This is a genomic window from Arcobacter sp. CECT 8989 (assembly GCF_004116715.1).
Classification (GTDB): domain Bacteria; phylum Campylobacterota; class Campylobacteria; order Campylobacterales; family Arcobacteraceae; genus Halarcobacter.
In genome coordinates this window covers 423,544-450,045 of the sequence record NZ_PDKE01000001.1, presented here as the reverse complement: position 1 = coordinate 450,045, position 26,502 = coordinate 423,544, and the positions used below count along the sequence as shown (strand labels likewise).

The 26,502-nt window shown below is 29.8% G+C and carries 26 protein-coding genes and 1 pseudogene; 7 read left to right on the top strand and 20 right to left on the bottom strand.

The features are described 5' to 3' along the window. The 19 genes and pseudogenes from glyA to CRV02_RS02105 all read right to left on the bottom strand — a co-directional run. Positions 1-259, bottom strand: a pseudogene (glyA, locus tag CRV02_RS02195) (serine hydroxymethyltransferase); the annotation flags it as partial. A gap of 83 nt (positions 260-342) precedes the next feature. Continuing rightward, positions 343-1,104, bottom strand: coding sequence for a hypothetical protein (locus tag CRV02_RS02190; RefSeq protein WP_129088964.1), 762 nt, complete (start codon positions 1,102-1,104; stop codon positions 343-345). Between the two features lie 20 nt (positions 1,105-1,124). Beyond that, on the bottom strand, positions 1,125-3,743 hold the full coding sequence (locus tag CRV02_RS02185; protein WP_129088963.1) for a valine--tRNA ligase: 2,619 nt from the start codon (positions 3,741-3,743) through the stop codon (positions 1,125-1,127). 82 nt (positions 3,744-3,825) lie between these two features. Next, on the bottom strand, positions 3,826-4,107 hold the full coding sequence (locus tag CRV02_RS02180) for a hypothetical protein (RefSeq protein WP_129088962.1): 282 nt from the start codon (positions 4,105-4,107) through the stop codon (positions 3,826-3,828). Between the two features lie 79 nt (positions 4,108-4,186). Next, positions 4,187-6,235 (bottom strand): ATP-dependent helicase, encoded by a 2,049-nt coding sequence (locus CRV02_RS02175; RefSeq protein ID WP_129088961.1) that lies wholly within the window; start codon positions 6,233-6,235, stop codon positions 4,187-4,189. A 260-nt stretch (positions 6,236-6,495) separates the two neighbouring features. Continuing rightward, entirely contained in the window at positions 6,496-7,236 is a 741-nt protein-coding gene (locus CRV02_RS02170) for an MBL fold metallo-hydrolase (RefSeq protein WP_129088960.1), read from the bottom strand. Further along, positions 7,233-7,769, bottom strand: a complete 537-nt coding sequence (locus CRV02_RS02165; protein ID WP_129088959.1) for a hypothetical protein — start codon at positions 7,767-7,769, stop codon at positions 7,233-7,235. Before CRV02_RS02165 ends, CRV02_RS02170 begins: the two co-directional genes overlap by 4 nt. Positions 7,770-7,946: 177 nt before the next feature. After that, on the bottom strand, positions 7,947-9,086 hold the full coding sequence (locus CRV02_RS02160; protein WP_129088958.1) for an alpha-D-ribose 1-methylphosphonate 5-triphosphate diphosphatase: 1,140 nt from the start codon (positions 9,084-9,086) through the stop codon (positions 7,947-7,949). A 46-nt stretch (positions 9,087-9,132) separates the two neighbouring features. Next, complete coding sequence (phnL, locus tag CRV02_RS02155; protein ID WP_129088957.1) at positions 9,133-9,822, bottom strand: phosphonate C-P lyase system protein PhnL; 690 nt, start codon at positions 9,820-9,822, stop codon at positions 9,133-9,135. Positions 9,823-9,943: 121 nt separating this feature from the next. Next, positions 9,944-10,780 (bottom strand): ATP-binding cassette domain-containing protein, encoded by an 837-nt coding sequence (locus tag CRV02_RS02150; protein WP_129088956.1) that lies wholly within the window; start codon positions 10,778-10,780, stop codon positions 9,944-9,946. After that, a complete protein-coding gene (locus tag CRV02_RS02145; RefSeq protein ID WP_129088955.1) occupies positions 10,780-11,610 on the bottom strand; it encodes an alpha-D-ribose 1-methylphosphonate 5-phosphate C-P-lyase PhnJ in 831 nt (276 codons plus the stop codon). Before CRV02_RS02145 ends, CRV02_RS02150 begins: the two co-directional genes overlap by 1 nt. Beyond that, positions 11,607-12,683: a carbon-phosphorus lyase complex subunit PhnI gene (locus tag CRV02_RS02140; protein WP_129088954.1), complete on the bottom strand. Its 1,077-nt coding sequence runs from the start codon at positions 12,681-12,683 to the stop codon at positions 11,607-11,609. Before CRV02_RS02140 ends, CRV02_RS02145 begins: the two co-directional genes overlap by 4 nt. Continuing rightward, the gene (phnH, locus tag CRV02_RS02135) at positions 12,683-13,219 is read right to left on the bottom strand and encodes a phosphonate C-P lyase system protein PhnH (RefSeq protein ID WP_129088953.1); all 537 of its coding nucleotides are present in this window, start codon (positions 13,217-13,219) and stop codon (positions 12,683-12,685) included. The genes CRV02_RS02140 and phnH overlap by 1 nt, the downstream gene beginning before the upstream one ends. Before the next feature lie 9 nt (positions 13,220-13,228). Then, the gene (locus tag CRV02_RS02130) at positions 13,229-13,642 is read right to left on the bottom strand and encodes a phosphonate C-P lyase system protein PhnG (RefSeq protein WP_129088952.1); all 414 of its coding nucleotides are present in this window, start codon (positions 13,640-13,642) and stop codon (positions 13,229-13,231) included. Between the two features lie 86 nt (positions 13,643-13,728). Next, positions 13,729-14,586 carry a phosphonate ABC transporter, permease protein PhnE gene (phnE, locus tag CRV02_RS02125; protein ID WP_129088951.1) on the bottom strand — a complete coding sequence of 286 codons (858 nt, stop codon included), beginning with the start codon at positions 14,584-14,586 and terminating at the stop codon, positions 13,729-13,731. A 61-nt stretch (positions 14,587-14,647) separates the two neighbouring features. Further along, complete coding sequence (gene phnD, locus CRV02_RS02120) at positions 14,648-15,520, bottom strand: phosphonate ABC transporter substrate-binding protein (protein WP_129088950.1); 873 nt, start codon at positions 15,518-15,520, stop codon at positions 14,648-14,650. Between the two features lie 141 nt (positions 15,521-15,661). Continuing rightward, positions 15,662-16,420, bottom strand: a complete 759-nt coding sequence (gene phnC, locus CRV02_RS02115) for a phosphonate ABC transporter ATP-binding protein (protein ID WP_258239208.1) — start codon at positions 16,418-16,420, stop codon at positions 15,662-15,664. Between the two features lie 5 nt (positions 16,421-16,425). Next, the gene (locus CRV02_RS02110; protein ID WP_129088948.1) at positions 16,426-17,157 is read right to left on the bottom strand and encodes a GntR family transcriptional regulator; all 732 of its coding nucleotides are present in this window, start codon (positions 17,155-17,157) and stop codon (positions 16,426-16,428) included. A gap of 275 nt (positions 17,158-17,432) precedes the next feature. Next, positions 17,433-17,819: a class II SORL domain-containing protein gene (locus tag CRV02_RS02105; RefSeq protein WP_129088947.1), complete on the bottom strand. Its 387-nt coding sequence runs from the start codon at positions 17,817-17,819 to the stop codon at positions 17,433-17,435. Between the two features lie 85 nt (positions 17,820-17,904). On the opposite strand from CRV02_RS02105, the gene CRV02_RS02100 reads away from it, so the two are divergent. The 3 genes from CRV02_RS02100 (at position 17,905) to CRV02_RS02090 (ending at position 20,279) form a co-directional block, all read left to right on the top strand. After that, positions 17,905-18,735 carry a thiamine-phosphate kinase gene (locus tag CRV02_RS02100; protein ID WP_129088946.1) on the top strand — a complete coding sequence of 277 codons (831 nt, stop codon included), beginning with the start codon at positions 17,905-17,907 and terminating at the stop codon, positions 18,733-18,735. An 18-nt stretch (positions 18,736-18,753) separates the two neighbouring features. Continuing rightward, positions 18,754-19,818: a tRNA pseudouridine(13) synthase TruD gene (truD, locus tag CRV02_RS02095; protein ID WP_129083944.1), complete on the top strand. Its 1,065-nt coding sequence runs from the start codon at positions 18,754-18,756 to the stop codon at positions 19,816-19,818. A gap of 95 nt (positions 19,819-19,913) precedes the next feature. Beyond that, a complete protein-coding gene (locus tag CRV02_RS02090; RefSeq protein ID WP_129088945.1) occupies positions 19,914-20,279 on the top strand; it encodes a hypothetical protein in 366 nt (121 codons plus the stop codon). 23 nt (positions 20,280-20,302) lie between these two features. On the opposite strand, the gene CRV02_RS02085 is transcribed toward CRV02_RS02090, so the two are convergent. After that, the gene (locus tag CRV02_RS02085) at positions 20,303-22,495 is read right to left on the bottom strand and encodes a methyl-accepting chemotaxis protein (protein ID WP_129088944.1); all 2,193 of its coding nucleotides are present in this window, start codon (positions 22,493-22,495) and stop codon (positions 20,303-20,305) included. A 95-nt stretch (positions 22,496-22,590) separates the two neighbouring features. Here CRV02_RS02085 and ruvA point away from each other — a divergent pair, with 95 nt between their 5' ends. From ruvA to CRV02_RS02065, 4 genes are all read left to right on the top strand, one after another. After that, positions 22,591-23,154 (top strand): Holliday junction branch migration protein RuvA, encoded by a 564-nt coding sequence (gene ruvA, locus CRV02_RS02080; protein ID WP_129088943.1) that lies wholly within the window; start codon positions 22,591-22,593, stop codon positions 23,152-23,154. Between the two features lie 132 nt (positions 23,155-23,286). Continuing rightward, positions 23,287-24,321 (top strand): D-alanine--D-alanine ligase, encoded by a 1,035-nt coding sequence (locus tag CRV02_RS02075; protein WP_129088942.1) that lies wholly within the window; start codon positions 23,287-23,289, stop codon positions 24,319-24,321. Between the two features lie 2 nt (positions 24,322-24,323). Beyond that, positions 24,324-25,043 (top strand): alpha/beta fold hydrolase, encoded by a 720-nt coding sequence (locus CRV02_RS02070; RefSeq protein WP_129088941.1) that lies wholly within the window; start codon positions 24,324-24,326, stop codon positions 25,041-25,043. Next, positions 25,043-26,491 carry a UDP-N-acetylmuramoyl-tripeptide--D-alanyl-D-alanine ligase gene (locus tag CRV02_RS02065; RefSeq protein ID WP_129088940.1) on the top strand — a complete coding sequence of 483 codons (1,449 nt, stop codon included), beginning with the start codon at positions 25,043-25,045 and terminating at the stop codon, positions 26,489-26,491. The genes CRV02_RS02070 and CRV02_RS02065 overlap by 1 nt, the downstream gene beginning before the upstream one ends. The last annotated feature ends 11 nt before the right edge of the window (positions 26,492-26,502 follow it).

Genomic DNA, 26,502 nt, shown 5'->3' with positions numbered 1-26,502 from the left:
AGATTTCACAAGCTCTGTCAATAGCTAATTGCTCAGCTTTGTCAGCAAATTCACATCCACCATAATATCTTTTATATGGATAACCCTCTGCATACTTGTTAGTAAATACAGAACCCATTGCTTCCATTACAGCTGGAGATGTGAAGTTTTCACTTGCAATCATCTCTAAGTGTGTTGTTTGTCTTTCTAGTTCTGCTTCTACGATATCAAAAATCTCTTTATCTGCTTGTTCTAGTCTTGCTTCTGTTATGTAGCTCATAGTATTACCTTTTAAAAATTTTTAAAAAGTATATCAAAAAGGAAAATTTATAACAATCCAGATATTGCTAAAAATAGTTTTTGTTATATAAATAAGAAAAATACTGCATCAATTGCAAGTTTTTTAGGCTCTTCACCTAGTGCAAATAAAGTATTCTCAACATTATAAATCATTTGAGTTAATAATACTTCAAAAGTAAAGTTAGAACGGCTTAATAAAGACTCTTTTCCATCTTTTATATATGTAAGGTTCTTGATATCTTCATAAGTAATTTCTTCATTATTATTTAATCTTTTTTCTAACTCTATTTGCCAGTTATTTTGCCAAGTTAAAAATAGATAATCATTGTTTAGGTCTTTATCTACTTTAAGTTTCCATTTTAATATTTGAAGGTTTTTATGTAGTTTGTGAAGTTTCTCTTTTTCATATGCTAAGGCAATTATCTTATGCCCATCTTCAATATCATAAGCATCATATAATGAGTAGTATAAACCTAAAACTAAAAAGTCATTTCTATTTTTTATAGTGTCTTTACTAAATGCTAATTGTAGGTAGTCTTTGTAGTTTTCAAGTATTTTGTTGTTGTATTTTAATAGTAGTGTTTTTTCAGAAGACTCAATTAAGGCATAAATCTTTTTTTCTATAGATTTATCAAAGGCTTTTGGGTTTCTTAAATCAAGTTTCTTTTTAAATGAGATTAAAAGTTTTTGACTTTTTTTATAGTCTCTTTTAATTATATTTGCAGAGTCAGATTGGAATACATTTTTTACATCATCTTGTTTAGGCATACAACCCGTAAACAAAACTCCTAAAAATATAACTAATAAAAAACTTTTAAAACTCATTTATCCCCTTTAAAAGGCTATTATGAAATAGCCTTTAATTCATTTTCAATTTTTTCTAATTTTGCTTGTGCATCTGCTAAAGCTTGTTTGTTTTCAGCAACAACAGCTTCAGGAGCATTTGCAACAAATCTTTCATTTGAAAGCATTCCATTTAGTTTATTAACTTCTTTTTCTACTTTCTCTTTTTGTTTAGTTAATTTATCAATGATTGGACTCATATCAATTTCACTTGTTGGTAAGTAAACTTCTAAGTTATCAGATACATCTGTAATAGAGTTCTCTACTTTAGCTTCAACAAACTCAATATCTTCAACTTTTGCAAGTTTTTGAATAAATGGTTTTGCTAACTGCGTATCTATTTTAGTATCTAATTTGATATATGCTTTTGCAATTTTTGAGTTACCCATATCAATAATAACTTTTGCACGTCTAAGTGCTGTAATTGCTTCTTCAATGATTGCAAACATTGCTTCAGTCTCTTTATCTTGTGCAATCTCTTTAGGGAATGAAGAAACCATTAAAGATTCTGCTCCATCTTCTAAAGAAGTTCCTGATAATTTGTGATATAAATAATCAGAAATAAATGGCATAAATGGAGATACTAATTTAAGTGTCTCTTTGAAAATAGCTCCAAGCTCAGAAATAGAATCTTTACTAGCTTTAGAGTACTCAATACCCCAATCACAGAACTCTGTCCATACAAATTTATATAAAATAGATGCTGCTTCATTAAATTTAAATGTTTCAAGTGCTTCTCTTACATCTTCAACTGCATGAGAAAGTCTTGATTGCATATATTTTCCAAGTGCTGTTTTAATCTCAATATCTTTTAAATCTTCAAATGTATCTACATTTAAAGTTAAGAAATTGGCAGCATTGTAAAGTTTGTTTGTAAAGTTTCTAAATTGCTCTAAGTTTTTAGCACCAAGTTTAATATCTCTACCTTGAACTGCTAAGTATGCAAGTGTAAATCTAATAATATCAGCAGAATGTTCTTCTACCATATCAAGTGGGTCGATTACATTTCCTTTTGATTTAGACATTTTAGCACCGTGCTCATCTCTTACAAGAGCGTGCATATAAATATCTTTAAATGGTAACTCACCTTGGAAGTGATCACCCATCATCATCATTCTAGCAACCCAGAAGAACATAATATCAAAACCTGTGATTAATAAAGAGTTTGGATAGAAGTCTTTCATATCTTGCTCTAAATTATAAAGCTCAGGTAATTTCCCATTATTTCCCCAACCTAATGGTGACATAGCCCATAGTGCAGAAGAGAACCAAGTATCTAATACATCAGGGTCTTGAGTATAGTGTTTATTTCCACATTTTGGACAAGCTTCAGGTTCATCAGCTTTATCTGCCCATTGGTGATTACAAGAGTCACAAGTAAATACAGGAATTCTATGTCCCCACCATAATTGTCTTGAAATACACCAAGGTCTTAATTCATCCATCCATGCTGTATATGAGTTAATCCAGTGAGCAGGGTGGAAGTTATTATGTGCTTTTGTTTTATTAATTGAAGATTTTGCAACTTTTTCAGATAAAAACCATTGTTGAGAAATAAATGGCTCAACAATATTTTTACATCTATAACAGTGACCAACTTGGTGAGTATGCTCATCTATTTTTACAATATAACCTTCTGCTTGTAGTTTTTTAACGATAGGTTCTCTTGCTTCTAGTCTTTCAAGCCCTGCAAACTCTCCACAATAGTCATTTAAAATACCTGCTTCATCAAATACTTTGATGAATTCTAAATCGTGTCTTTTTCCAACTTCGTAGTCATTTTGGTCATGCGCTGGAGTAACTTTTACAACACCTGTTCCAAACTCCATATCAACATGAGAGTCAGTAATAACTTTGATTTTTCTATCAGTTAGAGGAAGTAATACTTCTTTTCCAACGATATCTTTATATCTTTCATCTTCAGGGTGAACCATAATAGCAGTATCCCCAAAATAAGTCTCAGGTCTAGTAGTTGCAACTTGTACTTCACCACTTCCATCAGCAAACTTATAAATCATATGATAAAACTTACCATTTACTTCTTCATGCTCAACTTCGATATCTGATAAAGCACCATCGTGAGTACACCAGTTTACCATGTAGTTGTTTTGAGTGATAAATCCATCATTATATAAAGATACAAAAGCTTCTTTAACAGCTTCTTTTAGACCTTCATCCATAGTGAATCTTTCCCTTGACCATGCAGGAGTAACACCAAGTTTTCTCATTTGGTGAACAATGCTTCCACCCGAAGTCTCTTTTTGAAGCCAAGCTCTTTCAAGAAACTTTTCTCTTCCAATCTCTTCTTTAGTAGTACCTTCTGCTAATAATTGCTTTTCAACAACATTCTGTGTTGCTATACCAGCGTGGTCAGTTCCAGGTTGCCATAAAGTTTTAAACCCATCCATTCTTTTATATCTAGTAATAATATCTTGCAGTGTAAATGTAAGAGCATGTCCAATATGTAAGCTACCAGTTACATTTGGAGGAGGCATCATAATTGAAAAGTTTTTTCCCTCTTCTTGAATATCTTTGTTTCCGTCAATTTCAAAATAACCTCTATCTTCACAGATTTTGTAATAGTTGTCTTCTACTTTTGATGGTTCGTATTTTCCGCTCATTTATGTTCCTATGTGATTATTATGATTTTGTTTAATAAAATATCCGCGATTATATCTAAAAAAGATTTTATTTAAGGTAATACTATAAATAGCTTTTTATTTTGCTATCTTGCTGTGCAAGTTTAGCAATACTCAAACTTGTGATATTTCTTTCCATGTTTAAGTTATCAAGTAAGTAGTTTAGTTTTAAGATATTTGTTTTGATTTGTTCTAGGTAGTTTTTTAAAGATTTGATATGATTTTTGTCATTTGTATTTGTGTTGCTTAGTTCATTGATAGTTAGTTGTTCTCTTACTTTTTCTTCTTTTAGAACTTTTTCTATTTTCTGAATATAGTTGTGTGAATCTTTAGGGCTTTTTAGCATAATATATACCTTCAACTTTCTTTGAAGGTATATGATAACTAAAAAATGTCACATATGTGTCACGTGTTTAAGAAAACTCTTAATCTTCAGGAGACTCTTTTTTTATTAAGCCAGCTTCTTTTAAAAATGGTGAGTGAATAAAATCTAGTTTTTTTACTTTGTCATATTTTGCAAAACTAAGGTAAAGTACATCTTTAGCTCTTGTTACAGCAACATAGAAAAGCCTTCTTTCTTCTTCTATACTTCCACCTTTGCTCATTAGTTTTCTATTTGGGAATCTTCCATCCATAAGGTCGATTACGAAAACTTCTTTAAACTCTAACCCTTTACTAGCATGAACAGAAAGAAGATTTACTCCATCTCCTTCACTCATCTCTCCACCACCAAGAATCATCGAGTTAACAAATTTTGATAGGTCATTAAAGTTTCTAGCAAGGTTTTTTAGAAGCATTACTTTTCTATTGATTTTAGCATGGGCTTTAGTTTTTTGCATCATGTTTACAGTACCATCTTTTTGTGTTGCTCTTTTTGTAGCTAAATTCTCTTTTAGCCTTGAGTACATCATAGATGAAGTAACCGATGAAACAAGTGATTCTGGAACTTTTGTTCTTCTAATCATTTTCATAAGTAAATAGAAGTCATAAAGATATTTTGCTCCATCAACAGATAGTTTAGGGTGTTTTAAAATAGCATTAGATAAAAAGGCTTCTTCAAAACCACAATCTTTGAATTTAGATACACTTCCTAATTCAATAAAATCATCAAATAAACCTAACTGTACATTTTTAACTCTATTTGATTGATAAGGGTTTTTTATACTTGAATCAGGTGTAAATAGACCTTTGAAAACATCTCCATTTCCTAGTTTTACTAAGGCATCAAAGATATCTTTAGCAATTGCTTTTCCAATACCTTTTCCGTGTTCAAGTACATGAATAAATGCCATCATATCATTGTGTGATAGTTGCATAACTAAAATATCAAGTACAAACTTTATCTCAACAGAATCAAAAAATGACATTCCACCTTTTCTTTTTGCAGGAATTCCATATTCTCTTAGATTTGCTTCAATTCCATCGGCACTTGAGTTGTTTCTAAAGATAATTGCTATATCACTATGGGGTGTTGAACTTTGTGAAATCTTTTCCGAGATATGATGATATTGTGCAAACAACTCAGTAAACTCTAAAAGCTTTGGCGGAATAGAAATATCTGTTCTCATAACTTGAAGTTGCTTTTCATAGATTCTTTCATTATGTTCAATAACTTTTGTAGCTAAGTCTAAAATAGGTCTACTTGAACGATAGTTTTTTCTTAGTGTATATACCTTTGAACCTTTATATCTTGTATCAAATGTTGAGATAATACCAATATCAGAGCCATTAAAAGCATAAATACTTTGGTCATAATCTCCTACACAAAAAAGTGATTTAGGTCTAAAAGCATCAAGAAGTCTTCCTTGTAAAGGGTTTGTGTCTTGGTACTCATCAACTAAAATCTCTTTAAAGTCAAACTCTTCTTCTTTTAGAGTATCAAGCATAATAGTTAGCAAATCATCAAAGTTAGCGTAACCATATTTTGTTTTTAGTTCATTAAACTCTAATACAACATCATCATAAATAGGTGTATAGATTTCATGGTCAGGGTTTTTATTTTTTATCCACTCTTCAAAACCTTCACCTTCGTTTGAGTTAAGGTATAGTGAATACATATCATAAAGATATCCACCATCGTATGGATTTACACCATCTTCTCTTTCATAAAAAACTCTTTTTTCATATAAAGACCTAAAAAGAGTTTTTAGCTCATTTGGTTGTTTTAATGTAATATTTTTATTTAGTTTTTTTAAAAGTTTATATGAAACTGAGTGAAATGTTCCAGCCATAATTTTTGCAGCCATATCTTTTCCAAAGAACTTAGCAACCCTTGCTACCATTTCAGCGGCAGCTTTATTTGTAAAAGTTAATAGTAAAATTTCATCAGGTTGTACACCATTGTTGATAAGATTAGCAATTCTTCCTACAATAGTTGAAGTTTTTCCTGTACCTGCACTAGCAATAATAAGGTTAAAACCTTTTTCACATGTTGCAGCTTCGAGTTGTTCTTTATTTAAATTAGATAGAGGCATTTATTTAATATTCTTTAGTAGTATTTTCATTTGGCGAATATTAGCATAATGATTCTTATTTTTCGGGCAAAAAAAAAGCTCCCAGGGAGAGGAGCTTTTTTACACACAAGGAAATAAGTTTTTGGAAAACTTTAAAAAATTCGCAATTTAAAGTTAAGAAGTTTCGCGTTTCTTCTTAATCCATATGAAAATTATAATAGATGAGCATTAACTAAAGTCAAATAAAAAGTTAACGAAGAGTTAACTAGTATATACTTTCACTAATCAAAAACAAAAATATGCTCATTTTTCAGGTATTTATATTTTAAAGAGACTTTATTTTTTTCAATATAATTTTGTGTTGTATGAGAAATATGCATTAAATATCCATTTTTAACATTTAAACTATTTAAAATTTTACTTGCTTGAAAATAATTTAAATGATTTCCTACTTCTTTTCTCTCATCATAACAAGCATCAATGAAGCAATAGTCTAGCTTCTTTGATTTTAAGAACTTTACTACTTTTTCTGAAACCTTAGAAGTATCTGTTAAATAAGCAATCGTATAATTTTTGTATTCTATTAAGTATCCATTACATTTTTTAGAGTGCACCAAAGGAATAGCTGTAAAGCTTATATTATCTATGCATACGCTTTCAAATTCATCTAATTTATTATATAAAATAGAATGTGTATGTTTAAATAGATCTGAAAAACCATCTTTATCATTAGGGTGAAAGCATTTAATAGTATCCTTAGAGTGTCTAAGTTTAAGTAGACCTAAGCAGTGATCTGCATGAAAATGAGTTAAGAAAATTGCTTTGATTTCCTTTCCATCAAATATTGTAGAAATATTTTCAACTCCTGCATCAAAGAGAATTATTTTATCTTCGATTTCTAGATAAGCACTGGTTGCTAAATTCTGTATATTGTTTTTTCTGTACTTATTGCAAACATTACAGGTACAATTATGAACAGGAATACCTGCACTATCTGCAGTTCCTAAAAATTTAAGTTTCAAGGTTTCTCATTTTTAATTTTTTCTAAAAGATTTATAAAGCTTTTTTTTGACTCTTCTAAAGATCTTGAGTTATCAAATTCTATAAGCTTTTTTGCTTCAATTTTTTCATAGCTTCTTATTAGTCTTTTTTCAATCTGCTCTAAAGTCTCTCTCCCTCTATTAAATAATCTTTGCCTAAGTAGTTCTTTTTTAATAGTTATATTTATTGTGTAAACATTATCATAGCTATTTTCAAAGTCTTTAATTCTTGCTCTTGAAATGGAAATAATGTTTACTCCATTTTTCAAAAAACTTTTTGGTATACCATAAGCATTTCCGTGAGCATTCCAGCTTGAAAGAAAATAACCATTGTTTTTTAATACTTCAAAAGCATAGTCATCTACAAAGTAGTTATTTTCATTTGTATCTGCTACTCTTGTGATATATCTTTTTACAAAATTAATATTTTCTTTATATATTTCTTTTGCATATTTTAAAAGAGTATCTTTCCCCACACCACTAGGACCTACAATTAAAACTATTTTTGTATCCATGTAACCTTCTCATTTTAAAAATTTATAATTTAATCTTTTTTACTAACTTCTGTAACTATGGTATTTAAGCCTATAATTATACCATTCCTTATTTAGCTATTTTTACTTTTTATCTTTATCATTGTATCTAACTTCTAAATGTAAAATACTTCTATAAATTGTAACCATTTTTAATCCTTATAGTTTAAAGCCTCTAATCCCATTGTAGATAGAATCACCATCTTTTAAAGTAAGAACTACTTTTGGAATATGTGTATCATCAACTACTATAATATCAGCTCTTTTACCCTCTTTTATTTCACCTCTATCCTCTAAGTTAGCATATCTTGCAGGAGTTGAAGTTACCATAGAGAAACCTTTTGCAATATCAAGGTTTGCATCTTCTTTCATTTTATATACTGCTTGAAGCATTGATGTTGGATGGTAATCTGAACAAAGGTATTTACAAACTCCTTCTTTTACTAAATCAATAGCAGCAATATTACCACTCTGAGAACCACCTCTTACAATATTTGGTGCTCCCATTCCTGTAGCTATACCTTTTGAAACTGCATATTTTGCTACTTCTAAATCAAGTGGAAACTCTGAAATTTGCACACCTAAATTAAGTAAACCATCAAGTTTTTCAATACAATCATCATCATGACTTAAGAGTGTTAAATTATGCTCTTTTGTATAAGCGATTAAATCATTGATTTTATCTTCATTTTTATTTGTTTTTTTATCAATTACTTTTTGTAATTCTTCTTCATTTAAATCATAATAACTTCCGTAATAACTTTTAAAAGATTCTAATGATTTAAATTGTCCTTGCCCTGGACTATGATCCATAAGAGAAACAAGTTTAACCATTCCTTTTGAAATCACTTCTTTGATTGGTTCAACAGCTTCATCACAACTTAACTCAAATCTTGCATGAACATAGTTATCAACACCTAGGTGTTTATCATTTGCTTTATTTATTTCTTCTATTTGTGAAATTGCTAAATCAATACTTCTTTTTTTCTTTGGGTTTTCTTCAAAACCAATAGCATGAAACATTGTAGTAACACCTGCCATTGATAGCTTTTTATCAAGTTCTGCAACTGCAAGTTTAACTGGAAAAGTAGCATTTGGTCTTGGTTCTATTTCTTTTTCAATAGCATCTGAGTGTAAATCTACAATCCCTGGAGCTATTTTTTTATCTCCTAAATCAACTGCTACTTCATTTTTCCCATATTCATCTATTCTTTCTATAAATTCCCCTTTGATTACAACATCAGCAGGAACGAACTCTTCGTTTATTAATACATTTTTACTTCTTAAAATTGTTTCCAAATTTTATCCTTTTAAAATGTCCCATTTTCAAAAGGGGACCAAATTTTTATTTAACTCTCTCTAATTTATAAATCTTATCACTAATCATTTCCATTGCTTCAAGGTCATGGAAAATACCAACCATAGCAACACCTTGAGTTTTTAGCTCTTTTAACTTCTCTACTACTTTCATAGTGTTTGTTTTATCTAGTGAAGCTGTTGGTTCATCCAGTAAAAGTAAACTCTTTGGAGCTATGATACCTTTTGCGATGTTTACTCTTTGTTGCTCACCACCTGAAAAAGTTAAAGGCGATAAATCAAAAAGTTCTTCTCTAATTGATAAGTAATCTAACATCTCTTTTGCTTTAATTCTCGCAACTTCTTCACTTTCACCTTTTAATATCAACTGTTCTGCTACAACATCAACAGCACTAATTCTAGGTAAGATTTGTAAAAACTGTGATACATAACCTATCTCTGCTTTTCTTAAGTTTAAAATCTCACTTTCAGTTGCAGTTGCTATATCTATTTTACTTCCATTGTCTCTGTGAAATATGATATTTCCACTTGTTGTAGTGTATGTTCTAAATAGTGTTTTTAAAATAGATGATTTACCTGCACCACTTGGTCCAAATAGTGATAAAAACTCACCTTTTTTTACATCAAAACCAATATTTTCAAAACCTTTAACTTCAATACTTCCTTGTGTATGTACTTTAAAAGTTTTATTTAAATCTTTTACTTCTAATCTAATCATTACATTCCTTATAAAATGTCCCATTTTCTAAGGGACCAGTTTTTTAATAACTTCTTTTTAGTGTAGGAAATGAATTCCTACGAAAAGAAGCAAAATTCTAAAGGGGCTAACGAGTTAGCCTCTACAGAATTGATGACACAAGTAATTGTGTATATGGGTGTTGAGGATCTTCAAGTATTTGATCAGTTAATCCTCTTTCAACAATTTGTCCATTTTTCATAACAACTGTAATATCTGTTAAGTGTTTGATAACCCCTAAATCATGGGATACAACTACCATAGCAAAACCTATTTCATGTTGTAACTCTTTGATTAAATCAAGAATCTTAGCTTGAACTGATAAATCAAGTCCTGTTGTTGGCTCATCAAGTAATAAAATTTTTGGATTACTTGATAAAGCTTTAGAGATTTGGATTCTTTGTTGTTGTCCACCTGAAAAGTACTCAGGATAAGCATCAATTCTACTTGTTGGAATTTCTGTTTTATCTAAAAAATATAAAGCTCTATCTCTAATCTCATCATACTTTTTATTTCCACTCATGATAACTTTTTGGGCAATATTGCCACCTGCTGAAAAGTTATAATTAAGTCCTAATCTTGGGTTTTGATAAATCATAGACATTAAAGAGTTTCTTAAATGTGATAACTCATTTAAATTAGCATCTAAAATATTTTTTTTCTTTCCATCTTTTCCAACAAAATCTTTTACAAAAATCTCTCCAAGACTTGCTTTTTGGTCTTGATAAATTAGTTGTAAAAGTGTAGATTTTCCACTACCACTCTCACCTACTATTCCTAATACTTCCCCATTAGCTAGTGTTAAATTTATATCATTTACCCCAACAACACTTTTACAAGTAGGACAAATAGAACTGTTATAATTTGCACCAGTTGTTTCTAAACATTTTGGACAAAATTTTCCAAAAACTTTAGATACATTTCTCATATCTAGTATCATTAGTTAATTCCTTGTTTTTCTTTTTGAGTATCACAATAATCTGTGTCATTACAATAGTATGTTGCTTTACCTTCATCATCATATACTTCATCTAAGAAGCTATGAGTACTTCCACATCTTGCACAAGCTTTTCCTTCAAAGTTTTCAACTTTAAACTCTCTATCTTCAAATTTTAAAGGCTCTACATGAGTATATGGAGGAATAGCATAAATCTTTTTTTCTCTTCCTGCTCCAAAAATTTGTAAAGCTTTACAATCATTTAATTTTGGCGTATCATATTTTGGAATAGGACTTGGATCCATTGCATATCTGTCATTTACCATTACAGGGTATCTATTTGAAATTCTTGAATCTCCAAACATAGATGTATCTTCATATAGTAAAACCCATAACTTAGAATAATCAGCATTTGCATGTAAAAGCTTAGCTTTTGAGATATTTGGCTCAACTGTTTCTAAAATATCAGGCATTGGAACTTGAAAAACTAATGTTTGTCCTTCTTGTAAATCAATCTCTGGAATTCTATGTCTTGTCTGAATAATAGTTGCATCAAGCGTTTTAGTTGTAGTTTCAACTTTTGTAACTGACTTGATAAAATTTCTAATATTTACAGCATTTACACTTCCATCACAACCTTGGTCAATTACTTTTAAAGTATCTTCTTCATTGATGATTGATAATGTAACTTGTAATCCACCAGTTCCCCAACCACGTGCTACTGGCAGTTCTCTTGAAGCAAAGCCTACAATATATCCAGGAATTGCGATAGCTTTTAAAATAGATCTTCTAATCTCTTTTTTTGCTTCTTCATCTAAAAATGCATATCTCATTTTTCAACTCCTTTTTCATTTTCTTTTTTTTCTTCTGTATATTTTTGTGCTGATTTAAAGATTTGATAATCAGTTTGGAATGTCACATAGTGTGGCAGTTTAAAGTGATTTGTCATACCATAAGACTCTATTCCATCTAAATGGTGCATAATCATGTCAAAATCAGCTGCAATTACGTGCTCCCCACCCACAGAATAGTGAGTATTATAAAGTGATAAATCAATCATCGACATAGAAATAGCTTTTGTTTCATTTTTTCCAAAACAAAAACCAAAACCAGTTGTAAGTTTTGTATCTCCATCTTCATCTTGATTAAAAGTACCAACACACTCAACAGCTGTAGCTTCTATAGTTCCAACTTTTACTTCATTTTTTGTAAAAGGATGTGTAAACTCAACATCTAATTCACCTATTCTTAAATCACCAATTGTAGGGTGAATATCTCCATAACCTCTCATAGTTGTATATCCAACACATAAAAGTGAACCCGTTTCAGCTCTTGCCATTACTTGTAAAACTGCACTTCTAGGATAAGGTTCAGTTGGATAACTTCTTGTAATATCCCAAGGTTCTTCTTCTTTTGGTAATGTTTTTATTAAATTATCTTCTCGTAGAGGTGTTAAAGCAGATTTTATAATATTATCTTTATTACTATACTCTTCAATCTCTACTTCTTCATTTTTTAAATCAATTAACAACTTAATTTCATAATCATTTGAAGGACCAAGTAATTGACCACCTTCAATATCTTTAAAAGCTGATGAAATTCTTCTTGTTAATCTCATATCATTTATATCAATTGTTTTACAAATGCCAATTCTTTGGCAAGATGATCTATGAGCCCTTAAGAAAAATGAAGCATTAAGTAAATCTCCAGCACTTCTTTTTATAGCTTGTGCTGCTAATTTCTTAGAGTATAAAGACCCTTCACTAATAACTCTATCAATAGAATAAGTTAAACCTTCAATGATACTTTTATCATCAATTTTTTGAGCATGAGAAGTTATATCTGAATAAAAATCCAAAGAGTTTTTTATAGCTTCTTCCCCACCTTTTATCGCATAATAAGCCATTATATAACCTCCATTTTAGTTGTTCTGGAAATAGCAATGATTTCACTATTTTCATTTAAAAAGAAAACTTCATTCCCTAATGGATAGTAAGAATTTTTCTCATTGAAAGAGTCAACAAAAGATTCATCGATAGGAAGTTCTACTTCTTTCACCCCATCAATGCCAGGACCTGTTAATTTTATTTTTAAGCCATTAAAGTCTTTACATTTAAAAATAAAAGTTGCAGAAAATTCAGGATTTTTTGAAGTTCCTATTTTGCCTTTGTTAAAAAGGTGTTCATTTAATTCATCACAAAAAATGTAGTCAGCTTTATTCGCTTTTTCATCTTTTGGGTTTGTTATTGCTTTAATTAATTCAAATTCTTCTTTTCCTTTATAGTAAAAGCTAACCTCAGAGTATAAAAGAGTATTTGCTATTGCTAAAAATGATGACTCAAAGAGTGAACTAATTTTCTCCACCTTACCTGGCATTGACAGTGCATTCATCATTGATTTAAAGTTATCTCTATTTAATTTCTCAATATCAACTGCTTCCACTTTTTCTCCTTACATTAAGTCAAAAGAAACTCTTGTTGAGTTAACTTTCTTGTTTGTTTTTTTGATACTTTCTTCTCTACCTTGTTTTGCATCTAAAAGAAGTGATTTAATATTTTCTTTATAGATATTTGCTTCAAAACAAGCATCAAGTACAGCTATATATAAAGACTTCTCTTCATTTAAATCCATTACCATCGACCAGCCTTTAGTTTTCTCAACTTGAACAATTGTTGAGGTAACTAGTACTTCCCCCGCATAAAAAGAACCACCTGAAATGGGATCTTTAACTGGAACTAAAAGTGTTTGTTCCGTTGGTTTAGTTAAGACTTTAATCTTATAGTCTTGATCAATTTTTTTATAAATCTTTTCAAGCTCAGTAAGTGGAACTAGTTGAGCTAAACTATTTACATCTTCACGTTTCATTTTTTTCCTTTTTTTTTGCAATAAGAATCCTTTTGTTCATTTGTATCTTTAAAAAAGTCTATATAAAGGGGTTTTCTTAATTGTTGTTAAATATATTTTTTTCTAATTAATGCACTTATCTTGTCAATTACCCATACTGTTGTAACAATTACTATTAAGATAGTACAAACATCAGCATTTTCAAAAGCTCTTAACTTATCAAATAAATAGAAACCAATACCACCAGCTCCTACAAAACCTAATATTGAAGCAGACCTTACATCACTTTCAAATCTATATAAAACCATTGATATAAAGTGTGGCATTGTCTGAGGAATTACAGCATAAATTAATATTTTGATAAAACCTGCACCACTAGCTGTTAGAGCTTCAACTGGTCCTGGGTCAATTGCTTCATTCCCTTCACTTAATAATTTTGATAATACACCAGCTGTATGAACTCCAAGTGCTAAAATACCTGCCATTGGTCCTAATCCTACTGCACTTACAAAAATAAGAGCCCAAACTATCTCATTGATTGATCTAAATATATTTGCAAACAGTGTTGATGTTCCATAAAGAAATGATCTTAATCCTTTATGAAACCAAGATTGTCCTGGAATTAATATAAGTAAAATATTTCTTGAGCTCATATATGAAAGAGGAACAGCAATTATTACTGAAAGTAAAAGTGCAATTACCGCCATTTGTACTGTCTCAAGCATTGACCAAAAATATACAGTTATATCTGCTGTATTTGTGTTTGGTGGAAAGTAAGCACTTCCTTCAATATTTGGGTTTCCTTTTATATAATCTACCATGTGATGCCAACCATCAAATAGTGATTTAAAACTCATCTCAGTATCAATCCAACTTTGGAAAATTACATAAATTGAAATTCCAATTATTAGGAATGTATAAAGTTTAAAAGGGGATGAACCTTTTTTTAATTCAGTTAGTTCCATTACTATTATTTCCTTTTTTTATATCTAACTATCTGCAAAATGCAGATAGTTTAAAGCTATACTATTGAGCTTTTAATTTCTTTTTTAGTTCAATTAACTCTCTAATAGAGTTATAAACTGAATCATCACCAGGAATGAAACCTTTGTTTTTAAGTCTTTTAAGACCTTCTGCATCTTTATACGAAACTAAGGCACCTTTAAGAGCCATTTTTAAAGAAATTGGTAACTCTTTTTTTATAGCTACAGGAGCACCTGGAATTAGTTCTGAAGTATAAATTACATTGAATTCATCTTTTGTCCATTGTTTTCCTAATCCTCTATTAAAATCAAGATTGTTTGTAGATGCAGCATCAACTTTTCCAGCTTTTACAGAAAGAATAGATGCTTCATGTCCACCTGAGTAGATAACTTTAGAGAAGTACTTTTTAGGGTCAATTCCTTTTTTAGAAAACATTACAGTTGGAACTAAAGTTCCTGACGTTGATTGAGAAGAAGTGAATGCCCACTTTTTACCTTTAATATCTTCTAATGTTTTTAAGCCAGAACCTTTTTTTGTAATGATTGTTCCTCTATAACCTGGTAAGCCAGATTCACCATCAACTTCAACAACTAAAGCTTCTGCATTTGCTCTTCTTGCTGCTTCAACATAAGATTTTGGTCCTAAGTATGCAAAATCAATATGATTGTGAGCCATACCGGTAATAATTCCTGTATAGTCTCCAGCAAGTTTCATTTCAACTTTAATCCCTAGTGAATCTTCTAAATATTTAGTTAGAGGACCAAAGTTTTCTTTCATAGACGTAGAACCAGCAACAGGAATTACACCAAATGTTAATTTTTCTGGCCATTTAGCTGAATCAGCAATTAATGTACTAATACCTAAGGTTAAAGTTGTAGTAGCAACTACAATCTTCTTTAAAAAATCTCTTCTCATTTTTTTCTCCGTAATTTTTAAATCTTCTACTCAAAGATAACTCTAAACTACTCTTATAGTTTAGAGTCATCTCACCCCAATCTCTATCCTTTCAGTTGATAAGTGATTATTGGCTCACTAAATCAAAGCCAAGTTTTGTATTTAATTATCATCATCAGAGTCTGATAAGTAAGATTTATCATCCTCATAAATTTGATCTAAAATTTCTTCTGTTAACTCTTCTCCTTTTCCATCAAAAATAATTTTTCCTTTGTTAATACCAAGTATTCTGTCACAATACTCTTGTGCAACATCAATATGATGAAAGTTTCCAATAATTGTTACACCGAGTTCTTGGTTTACTTTTTTTAAGATATTCATTACTTTTTTAGCACTCTTTTGATCAAGTGCAGCAATTGGTTCATCTGCTAAAATAATTTTTGGATTAGCAGCTAGAGCTCTTGCAATTGCAACCCTTTGTCTTTGTCCACCACTTAGTTCATCACATCTTTTAAATGAGTGCTTTTGAATACTCACTATCTCCATAAGCTCTTTTGCTTTTTTTAGCTCTTTTTCTCTATAGTGTTTAATAAGTGCTCTTGATAAAGGTATATCCTTAAGCATCCCACTTACAATATTGTCAAGTACACTTAATCTATCAACTAAGTAGTAGCCTTGAAAAATAATTCCAATTTGTTTTCTTAGTTTTACAAGATCTTTTTTCTTTATACCTTTCATATCATTGTTTAAAACTTCAAATTTTCCATCAAAAACTTTAATTCCACCAGTAACTGACATAAGAAGTGTAGATTTTCCAGCTCCACTTGAGCCAATGATTCCAACAAACTCACCTTTTTTAACATTTAAATTAATGTTTTTTAATATTTTTTCTTTTTTATAACCTAAAGTTAGGTCTTTCATTTTAATCACTTCTTTTTCTCCTTATTTATTAAATCTACTTTTATTTTGACTGCATCTGCTCTAGAGAATGAAGTACCATACTCTACGAAATTTCCATCTTGATCTTTTGATATTGTACTTGCTGCAATTATTGGTGTGTTTGCTTGAAGCATAAGAAGTTTGTTTAATTCTGAATTTGAGTTTAGTGCTTCGAATACAGTCGATACTTTTGTTACTTCTAATTGGGGATAACAAGTATTTAGTAAGCTATATAAAGAGAAAGGTTCTATATCTAAGTGATTTACTAACTCTCTATATCTATATGCATCAAAATATGAATGAGAAACTGTTATTGGCAAGCCATTTGCATATCTTAACAGTCTAATTTCAATAACATTTAGCTTTTTATTAATGCCCAAGTTTTGAGCAACTTCATCACTTGGTGTAATAATATCTGCACTTAAAAGTTTTGTTTTAGGTTCATATCCTAAGTCTAAAATTTTTTGAGAATATGAACTTTTATCAGAAATAGAATAGGGAACTTTAATATTAGAGATAAAGTTACCTTTTCCTTTAACAGTATATATTACTCCTTCGTCTTTTAGTATTTGAAGTGCTTGTCTTACAGTATGTCTATTTACATTAAATTCATTGGCAAAATGATTTTCAGATGGTAATCTATCACAATAATTGTATTTGTTATTTCTTATATTTTTTAATATTTCATCATGAAGTTTCATATATATTGGTTTAACCAATTTTATTCCTTTATACTTGTCTATACATCTTTGATGCTGGAAGTATAAATGACTAAAATTACATGATAGTTACAGGTATTCTATACAAGATATAGAACTTGTCTAGATAAGCGAATAGTGATGTACGTTTTTATGGAAAACCTCTTAGATTTTAGTAAGTATATATTTTTGATAAATTTATATGTATATTAAGTTGTAATAAGAAAGGAAGATAAGTTTTAGGCATAAAAAAAGGTAGAAGTAAAATACTTCTACCTTTTTTATAATAATTGGGATTAGTCTTCTACAGGCACAACTACAGGAGTTGATTCCCATATTCCGTGCTTAGTACAGTAACCATGTGCAACTAAGTTTAATTTCTTAGAAGTTGGGATAATTGTAAAAGTCGTAGTATTGTGAGCTTTAACATTACCTAGTGTTCCTGGAACATAAGTAGCTTTAGCTAATAGAGTTTCTCCATTAAATAATGAAACAGACTCAATATAGTGATCAAAATCATCTGGGTGAGTATATTCATTTCCCATTTTAACAGTTACTTCAAAAGGCTCACCTTTTTTAGCAGTTTCAGCACAGTGAATAAATGGTGAATGTCTATCAATTAAATCTTTCTTTGCTTCTCTTTCTACAGTATCAATATCAACATATTTGTTAATTTTTGGCATTTCTTCTCCTAATAATAAAATTGGCGTATTATACAAAAAAATAATTAAAATAGAAAGCAAGTACAATTATGCTATTATCTCGCCTATGAATAAAGAAGATTTTTTTATAAAACAGTTTGTTAGTAATACAAAACTTATTGGTGATGACGGTGCTGTTATTGGTAAATGGGTTTATAGCAATGATGCTTTTTTTGAAAATGTTCACTTTAAAAAAGAGTGGATGAGTTTAAAACAAATAGCTCAAAAAGCAATGCTAGTAAATATCTCAGATGCAATTGCAATGAATGCTAAGCCTAAATATGCACTTTTAACTGTAGCAATTCCAAAAGAGTACACTAATAAAGATTTAAAAGAGTTAGCAAAAGGTTTTAAAAAAGTAGCCAAAGAGTTTGGTATTGAAATTATTGGTGGAGATACAATCTCAAATATAAAGCTAGATATTTCAGTAACAATTATTTCTAAAACAAAAAAGCCAATTCTTAGAAGTGGAATAAAAAAAGATGATTTACTTTGTTACACAGGAAGTTTAGGCTCATCTAAAAGAGATTTAGAAAAACTATTCTTAGGCGAAAAAATATCAAAGAAATCTAAATTTATAAAACCAAAACTTAATGCAGAGTTTTTCTATAAAATTTCAAAATATGTAAATGCTTCTATGGACATATCTGATGGTTTATTTTTTGAGCTTGAAAGAATGTCAAAACAAAGTAAGGTTGGATTTGAGTTTTTTGAAAAAATTGATAAAGATATAGGTTGTTCAGGGGAAGAGTATGAATTGCTTTTCTCATTTGATAAAAAACATAAAGAAAAAATAGAAAAAATAGCAAGAAAGTATGATGTGCCATTAAGTATATTTGCCAAAGCAGTTAAGGGTAAATACTCTTGTGAGTGCGCAAATCATCATTTCAAAGATTAATAAAGTATAAGGAAAAATGTGGAAAAAGTTCAAAGGTATTTAAACCATTCAAAGATTGATGTTCTATTTAAACAAAACAAAGATGATTTTGTTGTAACAGAAATACCTCTATATGAGTTTAGTGGAGAAGGTGAACATTTAATTGTAAAGTTTAGAAAAAAAGATTTAACTACATGGGATGCAGTTAGAATATTTTCAGAACATTTAGGATGTAAAGGAAGAGATATAGGTTATGCAGGATTGAAAGATAAGAATGCAATGACGATTCAGCATATTTCTATTCCAAAGCAGTTTGAAGAAAAACTAAATAGCTTTAACCATGAACAGATAAAAGTTTTAGATGTAACAAGACACAATAATAAAATAAGAGTAGGGCATTTAAAAGGAAATAAATTCTTTATTAGACTAAAAAGAGTAAATCTAATTGATGCTAAAAAGATTGAACAAGCAGTTCAAAGTATTGCAACTTTTGGTATGCCAAACTATTTTGGGTTTCAAAGATTTGGAATAGAAGGTGATAACTATAAAAAAGGTGAAGCGATAGTAAAAGGTGAACTAAAAGAGAGAAATAGAAAACTAAAACAGATGTTTGTTAACTCTTATCAAAGTTACCTTTTCAATAATTGGCTTTCAAAGAGAATAGAAGTTTCAAAACTAGTTGACTCTTTTAAAGCTGAAGAGATTTATGAAAAACTTGAATTACCATTAGATGTAGTTAAAGATATGAAAAAACAAGAGCATCCTTTCAAACTTATTCCTGGTGACTTAATGAGTCACTATCCTTATGGAAAGATATTCCATGTTGAAAACTTAAATGAAGAAGCTGAAAAGTTCTTTGCAAGAGATAGAGTTGCTACTGGACTTCTTTGTGGTAAAAGAGTTAAAAAAGCAGATGGTTTAGCGCAAAATATTGAAAAAGAGTTTGATGTTGAAATCAAAGAAGATGGTGCAAGAAGATTTGCATGGATTTTCCCTGAAGAAATTGAAACAAATTTTAAAGAAGAAAAAAACTGGATGGAGTTACAATTTACTCTTCCAAAAGGTTCATATGCAACTGAGTTCGTTGCTGAGGTAATTCACTAAAATATCTTTTTTGTAGTTATAAATAACTAATTAGTCATAATATTATTAAGGTAAAATAAGATACACTTTTCTTACTTTTGATAAAGGGTTATATTATGACATACGAGGATCTTATAAAAGATTTATGTGATGTGATTAAAGAGTCAGAAAACAATGCTGTTTCTATTTATGAAAATTTAGAAAATGTTGACAGTATTATTTCTGAACTTGATCTTCCATTACATAAAGCTAAAAAAATTGAAGAACTGATTTCTAATTCTTTCGGTTTATTACAGCATCAAGACTTACATAGACAAAAAATAGAAAGAGTTGTAAATCACGTTTGTGAAACTAACAATATTGACTCAAAAGAGTATAATATTGCTTCTTCTGCTAAACATATATCGGGGGATGAAACATCAGATGTAGTTTCTGATGATGAGTTAGAAGCATTAATTAAAAGTATGCAAGCAGCTAACTAAAATAAAAAGGTTTTTAAACCTTTTTATTTATTATTCTTACAAGCCTCTTTTTTCAGACTATTTAGTGTTCCAAATATTCTTAAAGACTCTACTTCAACAGCCTTAGCTTTTTCATTTAGAACTTCATTATCTGCTTTAGCAGCATTTGCATCTACTAGTTCTTGAAGTTTACCTTTTAAACTTACATTTAGTTTTTCAAGGTCTTCAATTGCACTATAGTCACAACTTGGATTAATCTCTAAATACTCTTTAATCCAATCAGAAACAGTATAACAAGATGATGTAGTCCATTTTTCATAAGAACCAAGTTTAGAGTAAACATCATCTTTAAGACCAAGTACATTTACTTTTAACTTAGCTGTATCATAAACTAAATCTACATTACAAACTTCTTCTCTTGCTTCTTGTAAGAAGCTTGCTCTTGAAGCTGCTGTTACAAGTGAATCTGACATATTAGCAATATCACTTGACATTTTAGAGATTTGGTCAGCAACTTGTGCATTTTCTTGAGTTGCTCTATCTAATAAGTTAACTGCATCATTGATTTGAACAATTCCTGCTTCTTGTTCTTTAGAAGCATTTGCAACTTGCTCAATCTTTTCAATAGTTAAGTTAATATTTTGATTTAACTCTTCATATCCTGTAATCATATTATCAGATATTTGTTTACCAGTATTTGTTTTTTGTGTTGCTTTTTCAACTAATTCTTTAATCTCTTTTGCTGCTTCAGCTGATCTAGAAGCTAGGTTTCTAACTTCACCTGCAACAACGGCAAACCCTTTTCCAGCTTCACCAGCTGTTGCCGCTTCAACAGCTGCATTTAGTGATAAAATATTTGTTTGGAAAGCAATTTGGTCAATAACTTCAATAGCTTCGTTAATAGAGCTAACTTGTGCATTGATATCATCCATAGCAACAGCTGTTTCATTTGCAAGGCTATGACCATTTTGTGCAGATTTTGTTACATACCCTGCTAAAGAAGACATTTCATTAGAAGCTTCAGTATTACCTTTGATATTTGCAGTAATTTGTTCTAATGCAGCAGCTGTTTCTTCTAAAGATGCAGCTTGTTGATTTGATGATGTAGACAACTGATTTGATGCAGTTGATAAAGTATGAGTACTCTCTTTAAGTGAATCTCCAGTATTCATAATCATCGCTAAAATTTCAGATGTATTATTACCTACAAGTTTAATTCCAGCAGCTAGTGAACCTAAATCACCATAAATACCTTTATCATTTATCTTATAATCAAATTTAGACTCAGAGTAGTTCTTAAGAGTATCATTGATTCTATCAAGAGTCTCTTTTGTATGATTAATCATTGAGTTTAGTTTATTTTTTAAATCTTCAACATATGGGTTAGAAGCAGTTGAGTTTACTTGGTATACAAAGAAACCATTTCCAGTTTTTTCTAAAATATCATTTGCTTCTTCAATAACTTTTTCATCCTGTTTTAGACCTGCTCTTACTTTATCCATATAAGAGTTAAATAGATTTGCTACTTCTCCAATCTCATCTTTTGATTCAACATCAAGTTTAATACTTGGGTCATTTGATTTAAGAAGGTTCTCAAATCCACTTTTAAGTGTAGCAATAGGTTTTGTTGCTCTTTTTACAATTATAAAGATTAAACCAATAGTAATCCAGCCAAATACTGTAGATACCATTAAGATTTCAATTACTAAAGTACTAATTTTATCATCAGATTCTGCAAGTGAGAATGTAAGGTCCATTATACCAATTACATCACCTTCTTTTTGATTAGCATGACACATTAAACACTCTTGTGTTGCAACCATTGGTTTAATCATTCTTAGATTATGACCTTCTTCATCATCAGTTTCTAACAGTTGGTTCTCTTTTGTTTTGAATGATTTTAAAATATCTGGGTCTGTAGTAAATTTTGCACCTGGGTCGTACATATCAATAAGAGGTTGACTTTTTGCAATTACAAGTTCTTTAACACCTTCAATAGTAGCAGCTTCATCTTCTGCTTTTTTAATTTGTGCAGGATCTCCTGTATTCATGGCATTTCTTAAGCTTTGAAACATTGCAGTATTAAGCATGTCAAGATTTTTTTTAGTAGTAACAATGGAGTCTGCTCTTACTTGTTCAGTAGTCATATATGTTACTATTAAACTCGAAAGAGACATTAAAATAAAGAGTGAAACTATTATTTTATTACTTATTTTTTTTGTAATTAATTCAATCATCAAAACAACCTTGATATTAAGCTTCAATATTATATAATGAATATTATTTATTGTATATAAAACAAAAAGAAAATTTAAAATTTTGAAAGAAAAATATGATTGTAGGTATTGAAGGAAGCATTGAGAAAAAGGAGCCAACTCACTTACACCTTAATGTAAATGGTCTAATTTATGAGGTTTTTGTTTCAGTAAACTGTAGCTCAAAAGTAACAGATAAGCGTGTTAAGCTTCATACAACTCACATTATTAGAGAAGATTCTCAAACACTTTATGGCTTTTTAGACCCCAATGAAAAAAAATTATTTGACACAGTTATCAAGATAAATGGAGTGGGTCCAAAAGTAGCACTTGCTATTTGTTCTACCTTTACACCAAGCTCTTTTGCACAAATTGTTAGTGAAAATGATGTATCAATGTTAAAAAGAGTTCCAGGTATTGGTCCAAAAGGTGCTAGTAGAATTTTAGTTGAGTTATCAGGGTTTATTGTTGAAGATGATGAGGATGGAGCAGTTAGTGGTTCAAATGCAACACTTGAAGCTTCTCTTGCTTTAGAGTCTTTAGGATTTAAAAAAGATGTTGTATCAAAAGCACTTAAAGCTTGTACTGGTACAAATACAAGTGATTTAGTAAAACAAGCACTTAAGCAATTACAAAAATAAAATATAATAGTAAAAGCAACTCGTTGCTTTCTTTAGAATTTTGATACTTTTAAGGATTTTTTATAAATCCTGCTAAAAAGTAGTTATTATGAAATGGGTCCCTTTTAAATGGGACATTTAAAAGGAGATAGATTGAAGTTAGGAATAGTTTTTGGTGGTAAATCATATGAGCATGAAATATCAATTGTTTCTGCTATTGCTATGAAAGATGTTTTAAAAGAAGAGTTAGTTTATATTTTTTGTGATTCAAATAGAGAGTTTTATCATATTCCAACAGATAAAATAAAATCAAAACTATTTAGTAGTGGTGAGTATAAAAAGTGTGATGTTTTAAACTTCTCAAAAGATGGTTTTTCTAAGAAAGCTATGTTTGGAACAAAACCTTTTGAAGTTGATGCTGTTTTAAATATAACTCACGGTGGTGATGGAGAAGATGGACTATTAGCTTCATTATTTGAGTTTGCAAATATTCCTTATATAGGTCCACGAAAAGGTGCTTGTGCTGTTAGTTTTAATAAGTTTTTAACAAAAGGTTATGCCCATAGTGTTGGTGTAAAAGCTATTGATTATAAATATTATACAAAAAATGACAAAGTAGAAGTTCACTCATTCCCTGTGATTATCAAGCCAGTTACTTTAGGTAGTTCTATTGGTGTTTCAATTGTAAAAACTCAAGAAGAGTTAGATTATGCACTTGATGTAGCTTTTGAGTTTGATGAAGCAATTATTGTAGAACCATTTATTGCAGGTATTAAAGAGTATAACTTAGCAGGTACTAAAATAAATGGTGAGTTTGTTTTCTCTATCATTGAAGAACCACAAAAAGCTGAGTTCTTGGATTTTGATAAAAAATATTTAGACTTTGCTAGAACTTCTGCTGCTTTAGAAGCTGATATTTCTGAAGAGCTTAAAGATAGAATAAAAGAGTCTTTCAAAGCTATTTATAACAATACTTTTGATGGTTCACTTATTAGATGTGACTTCTTTGTTCAAGAAGAGGAAGTATATTTAAATGAGATAAATCCAATTCCTGGTTCTATGGCAAACTATTTATTTAAAGATTTTAATAATGTATTAATAACATTAGCTAAATCTTTACCAAATCAAAAAGATATTAAAATAACATACGAATATGTAAACAAAATACAAGCATCAAAAGGTAAATAGATTTGGCTTTAAAAAGCATTGAAGTACAAGAAAGAAAATTTAGTATCTCATATGAGATTGTAAATCCTAGCCAAAAGAAGGATATAGTTATTCTTCATGGTTGGGGTTCAAATAAAGAGATTATGAAACAAGCATTTGGTAACTTGCTTCAAGACTTTAGACATATATATATTGATATGCCTGGTTTTGGAAAAAGTTCAAATGACTATGTTCTTACTACAAAAGATTACTCACTTATTATAAAGAAGTTTTTAGAAACTTTAAATACAAATGTTGTAGTAATAGCTGGACACTCATTTGGTGGAAAAGTTGCAACACTTATAAATCCTGAAAATCTTATCTTACTAAGTACTGCTGGAATTTTAGAAGAGAAAAGTTTCAATGTTAAAACAAAAATCTTTTTTGCAAAGATTTTTAACAAACTAGGACTTAGAAAAGTTACAAAGTCATTTAGAAGTGATGATGTAAAACAAATGAGTCATGAAATGTATGAGACTTTTAAAAATGTAGTAGATGAAGACTTTTCTTTTATCTTTTCTTCTTTTGAAAAAAATGCTATGATTTTTTGGGGAAAAGCAGATACTGCTACAACTCTTCCTGCTGGGAAAAAAATTCACGAGCTAATTAAAAATAGTAGTTTTACAGCCTATGAAGGTGACCACTACTTCTTTTTAAAACATGCAAAAGATATTTGTGAAAAAATTGAAAATGGATTAAAATAATGGAAATACTAGAATACTTTTATATATTTACTCATGTTTTACTAATCATGTCTTTAGGTTGGTATTTAATTACAAACTTACAATGGTATAACTATAAGTTAGAAAGAGTTTTATTTAAACACCACAAATGGCAATGGCATATCACATACTTTGCTGCTCCAGTTGTACTTTTTCATCTTTTACCTGATTTATATTTTTCTATCTATTTTTATTTGATTTATATGACTAGTTTTGTTCTTTGGAATAGAAAACTTGATAGGTCTTTGGTTTTAACTTCTAGGGTTAAAAGATTTTTAGGGGTACTTTTATTTATAACTTTTGCACTTCACTTACTTTGTATTTTAAGTGAATCTTGTCATGCAACGGCTATTTTTGTACCTATCATTTTAACACTTGCCGTTACATACTTAATGGAAAAGATGTTTTTTATCTCTTTTAAACACAAAGGTAAACAAAGATTAGAAACTATTCCTCAGCTTAGAACTATTGCTATTACAGCTTCATATGGAAAAACTTCTATTAAAAACTATTTATACCATGTATTAAAAAGAAAATACAAAGTATACAAAACTCCAAGGTCAGTAAATACAATCGCTGGAATAGTTCTAGATGTAAATAGAGACTTACCACTTGATACACAAATATATATCGCAGAAGCTGGTGCTAGACAAGAAGGTGATATCGAAGAAATCACTATGTACTTAGAACCTCAATATTGTATTTTAGGAAGTGTTGGAGAGCAACATATCGAATATTTTAAAACTATAGAAAATATTATTCATACAAAAATGGAAATACTAAAATCTCCAAAGATGCTAAGAGGTTTTGTGCATGAATCAGTTCCTTTAAAACAAGATTATGATGAGATTACAAAATTCCCTGATAATCTAAATGTAACTATGTCAAATCTTGATGGTATTTGGTTTGATATTTTAATTGATGGGGAACAACAACATTTCCATGCTCCAGTTCTTGGAAGTTTCAATGCAATAAATCTTACAGCTGTTATTTTAGTAGCTTATGAGCTTGGGATGACAATTGATGAAATCAAACTTGCAATAAAAGATTTACCACAAGTAGAACATAGACTTCAAAAAATAGAAGCAGGTGGTAAGATAATCATCGATGATAGTTTCAATGGAAACTTAGAAGGTATGCTTGAAGCTATAAATATTTGTACTAATCATGAAGGAAGAAAAGTTATTATCACTCCAGGATTAGTTGAGTCAACTTCTGAAGCAAATATTTTACTTGCAAAAGAGATAAATGAGAAGTTTGATTTAGCAATAGTTACGGGTGAATTAAACTCACACTTACTTAGTTCTAATATTGATGAAGACAAAGTATTTGTATTAAAAGATAAATCAAAACTAGAAGATACTTTAGCATCAGTTACAAAAGAGGGTGACTTAATCCTTTTTGCAAATGATGCACCAAACTTTATATAAGCACTTGCTTA